14 protein-coding genes are annotated in these 14,306 nt (G+C 68.3%); 12 read left to right on the forward strand and 2 right to left on the reverse strand.

Going from position 1 to position 14,306, the window contains the following annotated elements; all coding sequences use genetic code 11:
- Positions 1–3 precede the first annotated feature (3 nt).
- Positions 4–735, reverse strand: coding sequence for an SDR family NAD(P)-dependent oxidoreductase (locus BAY61_RS01885; RefSeq protein ID WP_091801732.1), 732 nt, complete (start codon positions 733–735; stop codon positions 4–6).
- 62 nt (positions 736–797) lie between these two features.
- On the opposite strand from BAY61_RS01885, the gene BAY61_RS01890 reads away from it, so the two are divergent.
- From BAY61_RS01890 to BAY61_RS01910, 5 genes are all read left to right on the forward strand, one after another.
- Positions 798–1,955 carry a L,D-transpeptidase gene (locus BAY61_RS01890; protein WP_091801735.1) on the forward strand — a complete coding sequence of 386 codons (1,158 nt, stop codon included), beginning with the start codon at positions 798–800 and terminating at the stop codon, positions 1,953–1,955.
- Positions 1,956–1,965: 10 nt separating this feature from the next.
- Positions 1,966–2,802, forward strand: coding sequence for an alpha/beta fold hydrolase (locus BAY61_RS01895; RefSeq protein WP_091801738.1), 837 nt, complete (start codon positions 1,966–1,968; stop codon positions 2,800–2,802).
- Between the two features lie 16 nt (positions 2,803–2,818).
- The gene (gene mshA, locus BAY61_RS01900; RefSeq protein ID WP_091801740.1) at positions 2,819–4,114 is read left to right on the forward strand and encodes a D-inositol-3-phosphate glycosyltransferase; all 1,296 of its coding nucleotides are present in this window, start codon (positions 2,819–2,821) and stop codon (positions 4,112–4,114) included.
- Complete coding sequence (locus BAY61_RS01905; protein ID WP_091801742.1) at positions 4,111–4,647, forward strand: type III secretion system chaperone family protein; 537 nt, start codon at positions 4,111–4,113, stop codon at positions 4,645–4,647. Before mshA ends, BAY61_RS01905 begins: the two co-directional genes overlap by 4 nt.
- A gap of 427 nt (positions 4,648–5,074) precedes the next feature.
- Positions 5,075–5,833 carry a phosphoglyceromutase gene (locus BAY61_RS01910; protein WP_091801745.1) on the forward strand — a complete coding sequence of 253 codons (759 nt, stop codon included), beginning with the start codon at positions 5,075–5,077 and terminating at the stop codon, positions 5,831–5,833.
- 48 nt (positions 5,834–5,881) lie between these two features.
- Here BAY61_RS01910 and BAY61_RS01915 read toward each other — a convergent pair whose 3' ends face one another.
- The gene (locus tag BAY61_RS01915) at positions 5,882–6,514 is read right to left on the reverse strand and encodes a helix-turn-helix domain-containing protein (RefSeq protein WP_245865697.1); all 633 of its coding nucleotides are present in this window, start codon (positions 6,512–6,514) and stop codon (positions 5,882–5,884) included.
- A 66-nt stretch (positions 6,515–6,580) separates the two neighbouring features.
- Here BAY61_RS01915 and BAY61_RS01920 point away from each other — a divergent pair, with 66 nt between their 5' ends.
- The 7 genes from BAY61_RS01920 to BAY61_RS01950 all read left to right on the forward strand — a co-directional run bounded on the left by BAY61_RS01920 (position 6,581) and on the right by BAY61_RS01950 (position 14,282).
- Positions 6,581–7,453, forward strand: a complete 873-nt coding sequence (locus BAY61_RS01920; RefSeq protein ID WP_091801748.1) for an oxidoreductase — start codon at positions 6,581–6,583, stop codon at positions 7,451–7,453.
- 164 nt (positions 7,454–7,617) lie between these two features.
- On the forward strand, positions 7,618–8,898 hold the full coding sequence (locus tag BAY61_RS01925; RefSeq protein WP_170140124.1) for a sensor histidine kinase: 1,281 nt from the start codon (positions 7,618–7,620) through the stop codon (positions 8,896–8,898).
- On the forward strand, positions 8,895–9,584 hold the full coding sequence (locus BAY61_RS01930; protein ID WP_091801751.1) for a response regulator transcription factor: 690 nt from the start codon (positions 8,895–8,897) through the stop codon (positions 9,582–9,584). The genes BAY61_RS01925 and BAY61_RS01930 overlap by 4 nt, the downstream gene beginning before the upstream one ends.
- 27 nt (positions 9,585–9,611) lie before the next feature.
- Positions 9,612–10,583 (forward strand): Ppx/GppA family phosphatase, encoded by a 972-nt coding sequence (locus BAY61_RS01935; RefSeq protein ID WP_091801754.1) that lies wholly within the window; start codon positions 9,612–9,614, stop codon positions 10,581–10,583.
- A 52-nt stretch (positions 10,584–10,635) separates the two neighbouring features.
- Positions 10,636–12,180: a hypothetical protein gene (locus BAY61_RS01940; protein ID WP_091801757.1), complete on the forward strand. Its 1,545-nt coding sequence runs from the start codon at positions 10,636–10,638 to the stop codon at positions 12,178–12,180.
- Between the two features lie 51 nt (positions 12,181–12,231).
- Complete coding sequence (locus tag BAY61_RS01945; RefSeq protein ID WP_091802507.1) at positions 12,232–12,978, forward strand: sugar phosphate isomerase/epimerase family protein; 747 nt, start codon at positions 12,232–12,234, stop codon at positions 12,976–12,978.
- Between the two features lie 479 nt (positions 12,979–13,457).
- The gene (locus BAY61_RS01950) at positions 13,458–14,282 is read left to right on the forward strand and encodes a thioesterase family protein (RefSeq protein WP_091801760.1); all 825 of its coding nucleotides are present in this window, start codon (positions 13,458–13,460) and stop codon (positions 14,280–14,282) included.
- The last annotated feature ends 24 nt before the right edge of the window (positions 14,283–14,306 follow it).

Consider the following 14,306-nt stretch of genomic DNA (forward strand, 5'->3'; position numbering starts at 1 on the left):
GAATCACTCGCGGTGTGCGCGGCTTCCGTTGAGCTGGGCCCTCGGCTTCATCACGATCTGATCGAGGTTGACGTGTGAGGGCCTGCTCGCCGCGAACGCGATGACGTCGGCGACGTCGTCGGCCGTCAACGGCTCGATGCCTTGGTACACCTTGTCGGCGCGCGACGTGTCGCCCTCGAAGCGGTTGAGCGAGAAATCGGTCCGCACCATCCCCGGAACGACCTCGGTGAGGCGCACCGGCTGTCCGAGGTGTTCGGAACGCAGGGTCTGGTGCAGCGCCGACTGCGCGTGTTTCGCCGACGTGTAACCGGATCCGCCGTCGTAGACCTCGTGGCCCGCGATGGACGTCACGGTGATGACGTGCCCGTCGCCGGAGTCGATCAGTTTCGGCAGCAGTGCTTTCGTGATGCGAAGCGTGCCGAGTACGTTCGTTTCCCACATCCAGCGCCAGTGCTCTTCGTCGGCGTTCTCGACGCGTTCGAGGCCCCGTGCGCCACCGGCATTGTTGACGAGCAGATGGCATTCTGGGATCTGGGCCGCGAACGAGGCAACGGAGCCGGCGTCTGTGACGTCCAGTTGTTGTGCGGACCCGGAGAGTTCCTCGGCGAGTGCCCGCACCTTGTCGAGGCGGCGTGCTCCGAGTACGACGTGGAAACCGGCCTTCGCGAGTGCCCGTGCGGTTGCGGCGCCGATGCCGGCGCTCGCGCCGGTGATGACTGCGGTTCGCGTGCTCATGACCGCATGTTGCCAGGTAACGTCGACCGGTTCACAGCAGGATTCGAGAGGGAGGACCAGGAGTGTTCGAACGGCGCACCGTCTTCAGAGCCGCGGCGGCGGCAGGTTCGGCAGGGCTGCTCGCGGCCTGTTCGGGAACGACGGGCGGCACTGCGCAGGTCGATCCCCGGAAACTGCCGCCGGAGGCGGAGATCACCGCCGAGCCGGTCGCCGACGCGAAGGACGTTCCGGTGAGGGGACCGGTCACGGTCACCGTGGCGAAGGGCACGCTCACCGAGGTGAAATTGACCAACGCCGAAGGCGGCGCGGTCGCGGGCGAACTGAACGAGGACAAGACCGTCTGGACGAGTTCCGAACCGCTCGGCTACTCGGCCACGTACACGTACGCGGCGAAAGCGAAGGGCACCGACGGCAAGACGACGGAGCTGACCGGCGACTTCCACACCGTCGCGCCGTCGAACGTGGTGAGGGCGACACTCAATCCCGTCGATCACGCCGAGGTCGGGGTCGCGATGCCGATCAGCGTGAAGTTCGCGGAAGCGGTGTCGGACAGGGCCGCCGCGCAGCGCGCGCTCAAGGTCGAGACCTCAGGTGAGGTCGAGGGAGCGTGGGCGTGGCTCTCCGACCGGCAGGTCGACTGGAGGCCGAAGGAGTACTGGCCCGCCAACACCCAGGTCAAGGTCTTCGCGAACCTCTACGGCGTTCACTACGGCGGAGGGGCGTACGGGAAGGCCGACGTCACAACGGAATTCACCATCGGCCGCAACCAGGTCGTCAAGGTGCACACCCCCGATCACCGGATGCGCGTCTACCGCGACGGCAATGAGGTCGCGAACTACCCGTGCAGCAACGGCAAGGACGCCGATCCCGAACTGAACACCCCCAACGGCACCGTGATCGTCATGTCGAGGGAGCCGACGGCGATCTTCGACAACGAGCGCTACGGCTACACCAACGTCAAGAAGAAGTGGTGCTGCCGCATCTCCAATCACGGCGAGTTCATCCACGAGAACGAGGACAATCGCGCCAACATCGGCAAGAACAACACCTCGCACGGTTGCGTCAATCTGCTCGAAGCCGACGCGAAGGCTTATTTCGATTCCGCGTTGATCGGCGATCCGGTCGAGGTCACCGGTGCCCGTGCGGATTTCCCGACCACGTCCGACGTCATGGACTGGCTGTTGGACTGGCCGACGTGGCAGTCGAAATCGGCCCTGTGACGATCGGGGGATGAGAACAGAGGTCATCGGCGCCGACGGCGTCCGTATCGGAGTCAGGATCGAGGGAACGGACGGCGCTCCGCCGATCGTGTTCGTGCACGGCTGGGCGCAGTCGGCGAGAGCATGGGATCTCCAGTTCGCCGACCGCGAGTTGAGGCGGGCCCACCGGCTCGTCGCGTTCGACCTTCGAGGGCACGGCACGTCCGACGTACCGGCCGGCGGCTACGACGATCCGGTCTCGTGGGCCGACGATCTCGCCGCGGTGCTCGCCGTCGCGGGCACCCCCGCCGTGCTGGTCGGCTGGTCCTACGGCGGTCTCGTGATCAGCGACTATCTGCGGGTGCACGGCACGGCTGGGCTGGCCGGAATCGTCCTCGTCGGTGCGATCACCGAAATCGGAAAGGGTCATCCCGGTGGCAAGGTGGGGCCAGCCATGCGGGCGGCCCTTCCCGCCGCGCTCGACGAGGACATCGACATCGCCCTGCCGGCGCTCACCGCGTTCAGCGTGGCGCTGTCAGGGGAGACCGGCCGAAACGTGCCCGGTCCGCTCGTGCAAGCTCTGCTCGGCACCTCGTTGACCGTCCAGCCGTCGGTCAGGGCGGCGCTGTTCCGCCGCGACGTCGGCAGCGCGGCCGTGCTGTCGGCCGTCGACGTTCCCTCGCTGGTGGTGCACGGTGACGCCGATGCCGTCGTCGACATCACGGCGGGCGAATACGCGGCGGGGAAGATACCCGGGTGCGATTCGCGTTGGTGGTCAGGTGTAGGCCATTTACCGTTCGCCGAGGACGCGCAGCGGTTCAACACGACGTTGCTGCGGTTCGCGGGAGAACGAGTGTCGGGCGCTTGAGCAGAGAGGTGATTCGGTGACGTTCTCCTGGTACCGGCCGGCGAAGCAGCCGCGCCGGGTGGCTGTGTTGTCCGTGCACACGTCCCCGTTGGAGCAACCGGGCACCGGCGACGCCGGAGGCATGAACGTCTACATCTCGCAGACGGCCGTCGAGATGGCCAGACGCGGCGTCGCCGTCGAGGTGTTCACGAGGGCCACCTCCTCCGAGCAGCCTCCCGTCGTCGAACTGGCCCCTGGAGTGCTGGTCAGGCACATTGCCGCGGGCCCGTTCGAACCGCTCGAACGGCACGAACTGCCCGCCCAGCTCTGCGCGTTCACGTCGGGAGTGCTGCGGACGGAGGCGTTTCACGAGCCCGGCTACTACGACCTGATCCACTCGCACTACTGGCTGTCCGGCCAGGTCGGCTGGCTGGCGAGAGACCGGTGGGGCGTTCCGCTCGTCCACACGGCGCACACGCTTGCCAAGGTCAAGAACGCGGCGCTCGCCGAAGGTGACACGCCGGAGCCGAGGACAAGGGTGATCGGCGAGGAGCAGGTCGTCGCGGAAGCCGACCGGCTCGTCGTGAACACCGACGTCGAGACAGACCAGCTCGTTGGGCTGTACGGCGCCGACCGCGATGCGGTCAGCACGGTCTCGCCCGGCGTCGACCTCGACCGGTTCCGGCCGGGCTCGCAAGCCGCGGCGCGCAGGGCGCTCGGCCTTCCCCCCGACGCGGTCGTGCTGGCCTTCGTCGGCCGCATTCAGCCGCTCAAGGCGCCCGACGTGCTGCTCGCCGCGGTCGCCAGGCTCATCGAGCGGGATCCCACCTTGCGCGAACGGCTCGTCGTGCTCGTCGCGGGAGGACCTTCCGGTACCGGGATGGAACTGCCGCACGCCCTCCGGGACCTGGCCGGATCGCTCGGCATCGCGGAGCTGACCCGGTTCGTGCCGCCCCAATCGGGCGACAACCTGGTGAACGTGTACCGCGCCGCGGATATCGTCGCCGTGCCCAGTTACAACGAGTCGTTCGGACTTGTCGCGCTGGAGGCGCAGGCGTGCGGGACGCCGGTGGTCGCCGCTGAGGTCGGTGGCCTTCCGGTCGCCGTCGACCACGGTGTTTCCGGCCTGCTCGTTCCGTCGCATCGCGCGCAGGACTGGGCCGACGCACTGCGGAGGGCGGCATTGGACAGGTCGGCACACGCGGAGTTCGCGAAGGGTGCCCTTGAGCACGCGAGCGGGTTTTCCTGGCAGCGCACCACCGACGCGCTGCTCGCCGCGTACTCGGAGGCCACCAGCGCCTTCCGTACCGCGGCGCTGGAGGTGGCGGTGTGACGGCGAAGCCTGAGGTGGAGCGCGCCGCCGCGGCGCTGCGCGAGGCGCTCGACGCGGCGGGGCTGACGTACGAGCGCAAGGGGGCCGGCGGCTACTTCGTGACGCTGCCAGGTGTGCGCAAGCTCCAGACCAATTGCTGGCTGATCGTGCGCGAACACTCCTTCGCCATCGAGGCGTTCGTGTGCAGGCATCCCGACGAGGAGCACGAGCGGGTCTACCGGTTCCTGCTGCGCCGCAACGCCCGCCTCTACGGCGTGCACTACACGATCGACGACGCCGGTGACATCTACCTCGTCGGCAGGTTCGGTCTCGAAACCGTGAGTGAGCGGGAACTCGACAAGCTGCTCGGCCAGGTGCTCGAAGCGGCCGACGGCGACTTCAACACGCTGCTCGAACTCGGGTTCGCCAGTTCGATCCGCAGGGAGTGGGACTGGAGGGTCTCGCGAGGGGAGTCGCTGGCCAACCTCGAAGCGTTCCGGCATCTGATCGAGCCGTCGGCCGCGCACGAGCCAGGCTCGCTGACCTCGGATTGAGGGGATGAGGACGGGGTCGCGGGGCGGCTTGAGGGAGGGGGGAGTCGCGATCTCAAGCCGCCCCGCTGACGTCCCCGCCGCGTGGACCCGGTGGCGAGGGGGATGCCAACGGGGCCGGCGGGTCGCAGCTCGGCAGGGGGGAGACGAGCTGCGTCTGCGCCCGCGGGCGGCCGGGGAGTGCGTGGTTTCCGGCCGCGCGGGTTAATAGTCAACTTGTCAGACTCGGGTCTGTAATCACAAGACTACTCGTTGCTCCATTCGAGTGAAATTCTTGTCAATCGTTAACGCAATGCGACCTGCTTAACCTTGTTGAAATCTTGTTGGCGAGTCGCCGAACAAACGAGTGAGCAAGCGATGGCCGAGGCGCCACTGTGAGTAGAAGCGGCCATTCGCCCCCGCGCGACCGTGTTCTGGCAGGCTGAGCCGTATGGCCGAACTTGGGACCTTGGTGCTGCTGCGACACGGGCAGAGCACCTGGAACGCGGAAAACCTGTTCACCGGCTGGGTCGATGTGCCGCTGTCCGAACTGGGCGAGACCGAGGCACGACGCGGTGGCGAACTGCTCGCCGAGACGGGGCTGCTGCCCGACATCGTGCACACCTCGTTGCTGCGGAGGGCCATCTCGACGGCCAACCTCGCGCTCGACGTCGCCGACCGGCACTGGATCGACGTCCGTAGGGACTGGCGCCTCAACGAACGTCACTACGGCGCGCTACAGGGCAAGAACAAGAAGCAGACCCTCGACGAGTTCGGCGAGGAGCAGTTCATGCTCTGGCGCCGCTCCTACGACACCCCGCCGCCGCCCATCGAGGCGGGCACCGAGTTCAGTCAGGACGCCGACCCCCGCTACGCGAACCTCGGCGACGGCATGCCGATGACCGAATGCCTCAAGGACGTCGTCGACCGGCTGCTGCCTTACTGGGAATCGGCGATCGTGCCCGACCTGAGGGCAGGCAAGAACGTGCTGGTCGCCGCGCATGGCAACTCGCTGAGGGCGCTCGTGAAGCACCTCGACGGCGTTTCCGACTCCGACATCGCCGGTCTCAACATCCCCACCGGCATTCCGCTGCGCTACGACCTCGTCGAGCAGGGGGGCGACCTCAAACCCGCCAACCCCGGCGGTACCTATCTCGACCCGGCCGCCGCGAAGGAAGCCGCTGCCGCCGTCGCCAACCAGGGCCGCTGACCTGCTCTTCCGGCCGAGCCTGCCCTTGCCACTCCGGCGGGGGCAGGCTCACACCAGGCCCAGTTCCCTCGCCCGCACGCCGGCCTGAAATCGGGACGTCGCGCCGAGCGCGCTCATCAACTCGGCGACCCTGCGACGGTAGGTCCGAAGACCGAGGTCGAGCTCACGGGCCGCCGTCTCGTCCTTGCAGCCGGAAGCCAGCATGTCCAGAATGCGCGGCGCGAGCAGTCGTACCTCGGCGAACCCCGCCTCGTAGGCCGCCAGCTCCGTCGAACCCCGCCAGGCCGCCTCGTACAGCGACATCACGCCCTGTACCGGCGCGGGGCTGGACAGCACGCTGTAACCGCGGACGCCGTCGACGACATCGCCTGCCAGTATCACCACGCGCCGGTCGAGGATGATCGTCTCGTTGATCTCCTCAAGCGTGATGCGGACGTCGGCGCCGTGGCTCGCCACCTCGCGCAGGTGCTCGGCCGCCGAGGGATCGAGCAGGGCGCCAGGCCGGTAGATCTTGCGGATGGTGCTGGGAGCGCTGCTCTGGAGAGGCGCCGACCTCGGCCTCGACCACGTGCTGAAGTCGTTGGCCGCGCAGGCGATCTCGGATGCCGCCGCGAAAAGATGCGCGGTGCGGGCGAACAGTTCCTCCTCGCCGCGTACCAGCGCGATGGTGTCCGCCTCCACGACTCCACTATGGCAGCAAACTGCCAATCGGGGACGGCGCCGATCTCCCCGGCAAGGCTTGTCGGCATGAACGAAACGAACGACAACGTATCGACCTGGCGGCTCGGCGGGCGCACGGTCAGCAGACTCGGGTTCGGCGCGATGCGGCTGATGAGCGACGCCCAAGGGCGGCCGATGGATCGCGACCGCGCGATCACCGTGCTGAGGAAGGCCGTCGAACTCGGCGTCGACCACGTCGACACCGCCGCCTTCTATTTCTCGGCGACCCGCTCGGCCAACGAATTGATCAACACCGCGTTGCGTCCCTACCCCGAACACCTCGTCATCGCCACCAAGGTGGGGCCGGGCCGCGACCCTTCCGGCGGCTGGCTTCCCGAGGCCACTCCCGAGCAGTTGCGAGGGCAGGTCGAGGAGAACCTGCGGCAGCTCGGCCTCGACCGGCTCGACCTCGTCTACCTGCGCATCGGTGAAGGACTCGAACGCGGCGCCGGATCGCTCGCCGAGCGGTTCGGCGCGCTGGCCCAGCTCCGTGACGAAGGGCTCATCGGCGAGCTGGGGATCTCCAACGTGACCGTGGAGCACCTTGCCGAGGCGAGGCGCGTCGCACCCGTGGTGAGCGTCCAGAACTGGTACGGGCTCGGCAAGCGCGACGACGAAGTGCTACTGGACCTGTGCACCGAGCAGGGCATCGCGTTCGTCCCGTTCTTTTCCGTGTTCGGCGCGGGTAAGGACAGCGACGGCACCGGGGAGGCCGTGGCTGACATCGCGAAGGCGCACGGCGCGACGCGGGCGCAGATCCGGCTCGCCTGGACCCTGCACCGCGCGCCCAACGTCCTCGCGATTCCCGGCACCGGCGACCCCGTTCACGTCGAGGAGAACGTGGCGGCGGGCAGGATACGGCTCTCGTCCGAGGAAGTCGCCACGTTGTCAGCGCGGTGAACCCGATCGATCGAGGGAATCCGGCCGCGAGGTCGACGGAGGGCGACAGCTGGGTGAACCATTGCTGAACCGGTGGCCAACAGGTGGCCCGCAGGTGTCACGGCCGTCACGAGAATGCCGCTAACACTAGGCCAACAGGCTGTCGGGGTGCTTACCATGCCCCCGTGACGGCGACCGCTACGTTCGCGCTGGCCACCGCCGCGTTGGTGGTCGGAGGGGCTATCGGCTTCCTGCTCGCCAAGGCGGGATCGGTAGTGCCGGGAGGTAAACCGACCGGACCGACCGCGGCCGACCTCCTTGGCAGATTCGTTCGCTCATCGAACAACGGTGTCCTGCTGCTCAACCGGTTCGGCGACCTCGTGCTGCACAACCGCAGCGCGGAGTCGCTCGGTCTCGTCAAGGCGAACCAGGCCGACGTGCGGGCCCGCAAGGCAGCCGAACACGTGGTCGCCACGGGGGAACCGCTTGAGATCGACCTCTCTCCGCTGGAGGTCCGGGGCCGCAAGCCGGAGGCGGTGCTCGGTGAGGTCAGGCCGCTCGGCGACGGGTTCACGGTCGTGGAGGCAGTCGACCACTCCGAGGCGGTCCGGCTTGAGGCGACGAGGCGCGACTTCGTCGCGAACGTGAGCCACGAGCTGAAGACCCCGGTCGGCGGGATCGCCCTCCTTTCGGAGGCCGTCCTCGACGCCGTCGACGATCCGGACGAGGTCAGGAGGTTCGGCGAGAAGATCCTCAGGGAGTCGACGAGACTCGGCAAGCTCGTGACCGAGTTGATCGCGCTGTCGCGGTTGCAGGGCGCCGAGCGGCTGCCGGAACTGACCGAGGTCGCCATCGATGCCGTTGTCGCCGAAGCGCTCGGCCGCACGAGGCTCGCCGCCGAATCCGCGGAGATCACCGTCACCACCGACGCTCCGACCGGCCTCTTCGTCGAGGGTGACCGGACGCTGCTCGTGACCGCACTGTCCAATTTGCTCGAAAACGCCGTCGCCTACTCGCACAGGGGCAGCCCGGTTTCGATCAGCAGGAGGCTCGCCGGATCCTTCGTGGAGATCGCCGTGACCGACAGGGGGATCGGCATCGCCGAAGACGAGCAGGAGCGGGTCTTCGAACGCTTCTACCGGGCCGACAAGGCGCGCTCAAGGGCGACCGGTGGCACGGGACTGGGGCTCGCCATCGTCAAGCACGTCGCGGCCAACCACGGCGGTGAGGTCGGCCTGTGGAGCAGCCAGGGGGTCGGCTCCACCTTCACGTTGCGCATTCCAGCCCATACCGCCGATGGCGACGGGGCGATCCCGGCCGAGGAGGACGCACCGGCGCGAGAGAGGACCGCGCGGGGTAAAGCGGAGCCCCGCGTTGCCGTCACCAAGCAAGCCAAGCCGGGTACCCCCGGCACAACGGCGGCCGAAAGCCGAAGCCAAGGCCCCGAACCAGGAGGAACACCGTGACAAGGGTGCTGATTGTCGAGGACGAGGAGTCGTTCGCCGACCCGCTCGCCTTCCTGCTGAGAAAGGAGGGCTTCACCGCGGCCGTCGCGACGGACGGCCAGCAGGCACTCGACGAGTTCGATCGCAACGGCGCCGACATCGTGCTGCTCGATCTCATGCTGCCCGGCATGAGCGGCACCGACGTGTGCAAGCAGCTTCGCCAGCGCTCCGCCGTGCCCGTGATCATGGTCACCGCGAGGGACAGTGAGATCGACAAGGTCGTCGGGCTTGAACTGGGAGCCGACGACTACGTGACGAAGCCCTACTCGGCGAGGGAGCTCATCGCGAGGGTCAGGGCGGTACTGCGGAGGGGCGGCGAACCGGGCACCGAAGGCGAGCTGACGCCCCTCGTGCTCGCGGCGGGCCCGGTGCGGATGGATGTCGAGCGGCACGTCGTGACCGTCGACGGTGCCGACGTCTCGCTGCCGCTCAAGGAGTTCGACCTTCTCGAATATCTGCTGCGCAATGTCGGCAGGGTGCTGACCCGCGGACAGCTCATCGACCGAGTGTGGGGCGCCGACTACGTAGGGGACACGAAAACCCTGGATGTGCACGTCAAACGGCTGCGCTCCAAGATCGAACCCGACCCCGGATCGCCTCGGCATCTGGTTACGGTGCGTGGCCTGGGCTATAAGTTCGAAAGCTGATCCGAGGGCCGGGTACCGTAGGGTTTCGTGCGCCTAGGGGTACTCGACGTCGGGTCGAACACGGTCCACCTGCTGGTGGTTGATGCTCATCGTGGTGCCCACCCGACCCCGATGCATTCCGAGAAGTCGGTGTTGCGGCTCGCCGAGAAGATCAACAAGAACGGTGACCTCAGCAAAGACGGCGTCCAGGACCTCGCGGGAGCCGTCGAGACGGCGAAGGAATCCGCGCGTCGCCTCGGCTGCGAAGAGCTCATGGCCTTCGGTACCTCGGCCGTTCGCGAAGCCAAGAACGTCGGCAAAGTGCTACGCAAAGTGACCGACCAGACCGGGGTCGAGTTGCGGGTGCTCACCGGTGTCGAAGAGGCGAGGCTCACGTTTCTCGCGGTTCGCCGCTGGTTCGGCTGGTCGTCGGGCAAGCTTCTCGTGCTCGACATCGGTGGTGGCTCGCTGGAGGTCGCCATGGGCATCGACGAGGAGCCGGCTTTGGCCGAGTCGGTTCCGCTCGGCGCAGGCAGGCTCACCCGTACCCGGTTCACCAAGGATCCGCCGACGAGGCCCGAACTGGAGACGACAGAGGAATGGCTCGAAGAGCAGGTCGCCGACCTCGCGAGGAAGGTACGGCAGCTCGGGGAGCCGGACCGGGTCGTCGCGACGTCGAAGACCTTCCGGTCACTGGCGAGGCTGACCGGCGCCGCTCCGTCCACCGCGGGCCCGAGCGCGCGCAGGGTGCTCACGGACACCGCGCTGCGGCAACTGATCAAGTTCATCTCACGGATGCCGTCGACCGACCTCGCCCAACTGGAAGGCGTGAGTTCCGGACGCGCGCATCAGCTCGTCGCCGGAGCGTTAGTGGCACAGGCCACCATGCGAGCGTTGTCACTGGAGGTGCTGGAGATTTGCCCGTGGGCGCTTCGAGAAGGCGTGATTCTGCGGCGCCTGGACCATTCGAACGGCACCGACCAGACTGGATTGTTGACCGGCCAGGGACGGCAAGGATGACGCCTGGGTTCACACTAGACGCGGACAACGCGCGACGGGCACGGTGGAAAGGATGACTGAAGACAGCGACGGCGGTCGGCCCCAGAAGACGGTGGCCGAGCTACTTGCCGAACACGGCGGACAGGTCGACGGCGCTCCGCGCCGTCGACGGCGTCGCGCTGCCGACGAGGACGAGGGCGGTTTCCAGCCCAGCATCAGTGACACCGCGCCGCAGGCCATCATCGAGAGGGTGCGGGCAGAAGGCCCGCCTCCCACCGAGCAACGTCCGCCGGTCGCTCCACCAGGGCCGCAGGGCCCTGGCCATGAGCCTTCTTCAGATCAGCTCCGCCCGCCCCTTCCGCCAAGGGGGATGCCCCAGCCTCCTCAGCCCCCGAGGGGAACCGGCACGTTCCAGGTTCCCGGTGGTGACGAGCACGGAAGGCAGGGTCCGCCCCAGCGTCCCGCCAACGGTGTCGGTGGCGGTACCGGTGTTCACGGCCCGGTAGGACAGCCGCACCCCGGCCCCGAGGGGTTCGATCGGGGCGGCGCCACCCGCAGGGTCGCTCCCGTCGCGCCGGTCAATCCGGGCCCGCCACCCGTTGGCCCTGGCGCCCCGCCTCCGCAGGAGCACGGTCCCTCGGAGGGCACGCTGTCCGCGCGGCTGGACGGTGCCGAAGCTCCGCCCGCTCCGGAACCGCCGCCGACGAGGCAGCGCGGTTTCCCGTTGCCTCCTCGGTTGCGAAGGGGAGGCCGAGGTGCGCCTCCGCCTCCGCCGGAACCACACACCGAGCAGTTCCCCGCGGTCGGGAACGAGACCGATGCGGGACAACCAGTCGAAGGCGCGCCGGCGCGGCTGCCTGCCGACGAACCACCGGCCGGACTCGCCGGCTGGCGCAAGCGCAGGCAGAACGCGCAACTCGAAGACACCCAGGTCACGCCACCGGTTCCGCAGGAACCTCCGATGCCGGCGCAGCAGGGGCAGCTCACCGGCGACGCGGTCGACGAGGGCCCTCCGACCGGATTCTTCACCCCGGACTTCGGTGACGACGACGAGCCGACGCGGCACCCGTTCCGCAGCGGTGTGCTCGACGACGATCCGCTCGCGGAGGGCCACCAGGACCCGGCCGGTCCCTATGCCGATCAGTACGACGACGCCTACGCCGATTCCTACGACTACGCCGACGGCTACGACACCGGGTACGCCGAGGATGCCGAAGGGTACGACCAGGACTACGACCGCGAGTACGACGACGAGTACGAAGCCGATCGGCTTCCTCCGGCCGACGACACCGACGAAGCCTCGGAGAAGCGCGCCGAAGGCGTCGCCGACGAGGACGAAGACGACGAAGCGGGCTCGCCTGCCAAGCAGTGGCTGGCTCTCGCCGGTCAACTCGCCGCAGGCGTCGCCGGTGGCGCCGGAGTGTGGCTCGGCTTCAACTGGCTGTGGGGTCAGTTGCCGGCCGCCGCGCTTGCCGCCGCGCTCATCGTGACCATCGGTCTTGTCTGGATCGTGCGGAAGGTGCGCAGGGCCGAGGATCTTCAGACCACGGTGCTCGCTCTGCTCGTCGGCCTCGTCGTCACGGTTTCGCCCGCCGCTTTGCTGCTCGTCTCCAGGTAGCGCGTGGGCCACGCGATTCCCGTCGGCCTTTCAACGGCATCGGTGTGGCCCATGCGTGCCGTTTCCGGCTTCGAGGTGGCTGCCGCGCTCGGCTACGACGGCGTCGAGGTCATGGTGTGGACCGACCCGGGCAGCCAGGACGTCGACGCGTTGCGCAGGCACAGCAGGAACACCGGCACTCCGGTCTTGTCGGTCCACTCGCCGTCCTTGTTGATCACCCAGCGCGTGTGGTCGCCCGACCCGGTCGTCAGGCTCCGCCGCTCCGTCGAGGCGGCGATGGAACTCGAAGCCCGCACGGTCGTCGTGCACCCGCCGTTTCGCTGGCAGCGGAGGTACGGCGACTACTTCGCCGACCTGGTCGCCGAGTTGGAGGAAAGCAGCGGCGTCGCCATCGCGGTCGAGAACATGTTCAAGGTCAGGTCGCCAGGCCGGAAGGGCAGCAGGGTTTCGGCTTTCCGGCCCTCGATCGACCCCACCGACGTCGGCTACGCCAACTACACGCTCGACCTTTCGCACACGGCCGCGGCCGACATGGACGCGCTGGCGCTCGCGCGGCGGATGGGCGAGGGGCTGCGTCACGTCCATCTCGCCGACGGAACGGGAATCCCGAAGGACGAGCATCTCGTGCCGGGCAGGGGCGGTCAACCGTGCGCGGAACTGCTGGAGACGCTCGCGGAGGGCGACTTCGCGGGACAGGTCGTTCTCGAAGTCAACACCCGGAGCGCGCGCAATCTCGACCGCAGGATGAAAGACCTCGCCGAGGCGCTGCTGTTCACCCGCCTGCACCTGGGTCAATAACGCGCCGTCCGCACCAGGAAAGATCAACTTTCACCCTGGGCAGGCATGGGTTTCCGCCCGGTCACACGTATGGTTTTGCACGTGGATCCGTTGCGTTCGCTGGTTATCGCCTCCGCGCGCGGGGAGGTGGTCCGGCGCCGTGCCGCCACCGCGCGAACAGCGCTTCGCTGCGCCCCGCGCGTGTATCGGGGACCGTTCGGCACTCTTCCCAAGCGCGGGCGGGCCGAAGCCCGTCGTCGCACCGAAGGGAACCGGCGCGGCACGACGGCGAGGGGGACCGTCGTAAATCAGCGAGATGAGTACGAGTACCGGAAGCTGTACGGGGACCGGCCTGACCCACAGTGCCGGCCTGCTGCGGAAGGGGAGACCGTGCACGGGTATGTGCCGTTCGGAAAGCAGTGGCACGGCAATGTGATGTGGAGGCAGGCCGGACGGCAGGCCGGGGCGGTGGTTCCCCTTCGAGCGCGGGTCAGTCGTTCGTGAGCACACTGGACTTCGAACCGACCTCGTTCGGGAAGGCCTGCGCGGTGCGCTCGCTCGGCGACGGCACGTTCACGGCCGACCTTCGGTACGAGTGGTCGATCGGCGGACATCCGCACGGCGGTTTCCTCATGGCACTGCTCGCGAAGGCCGGTATCAACGCGCTCGTCGAACGTGGCGAGCCACCGGTCGATCCGATGGCCGTGAGCGCGGAGTTCCTGCGGCCACCCGCGATCGGCCCCGTGCTGCTGCGCACCGACATCCGCAAGATCGGCCGCAGGGCAACCGTCGTCGCCGTCGTACTCGAACAGCGAGGACGCAGCTGTGTCGAGGCGAGGGTCACCGCGGGCAGGCTGCCGGTCCGGCGGCCAGTGTGGAACGACGCGCCCCAGATCCCCGCCGAGCCGCCTGCCGGCTCGATCACGCTCTCCACCGAATCGGCGGAGGGGGCTTTCAACCTCGCCAAGGGCTGTGACGTGCGCATCGACCCCGCGACGGCGGGTTTTCTCTCCGGAAGGACGGGGGATCCGCCAAGGCTGCGATTGTGGGCGAGGCCGCGAGACGGCGAGCCCGATCCCTTCTTCGCTTTGCTCGCGGCCGACATCAACCCGCCGGTCGTTTTCAACCTCGGCCGGTTCGGCTGGGTGCCGACCGCGCAGCTCACCGCGCTCGTGCGGGCACGACCTTCGCCAGGCTGGCTGAGGGTCGCCGTCGACTGCCGGTCGATCCAGGAGGCGTGGTTCGACTCCGACGCGACGGTGATCGACGCGCAGGGCAGGATCGTGTGCCAGGCGCGCCAGCTCGCGCTGGCCTCGGGGCCGTGAACTCGCGCTTCGCGTGCACGCATA

The organism is Prauserella marina (assembly GCF_002240355.1).
GTDB lineage: Bacteria > Actinomycetota > Actinomycetes > Mycobacteriales > Pseudonocardiaceae > Prauserella_A > Prauserella_A marina.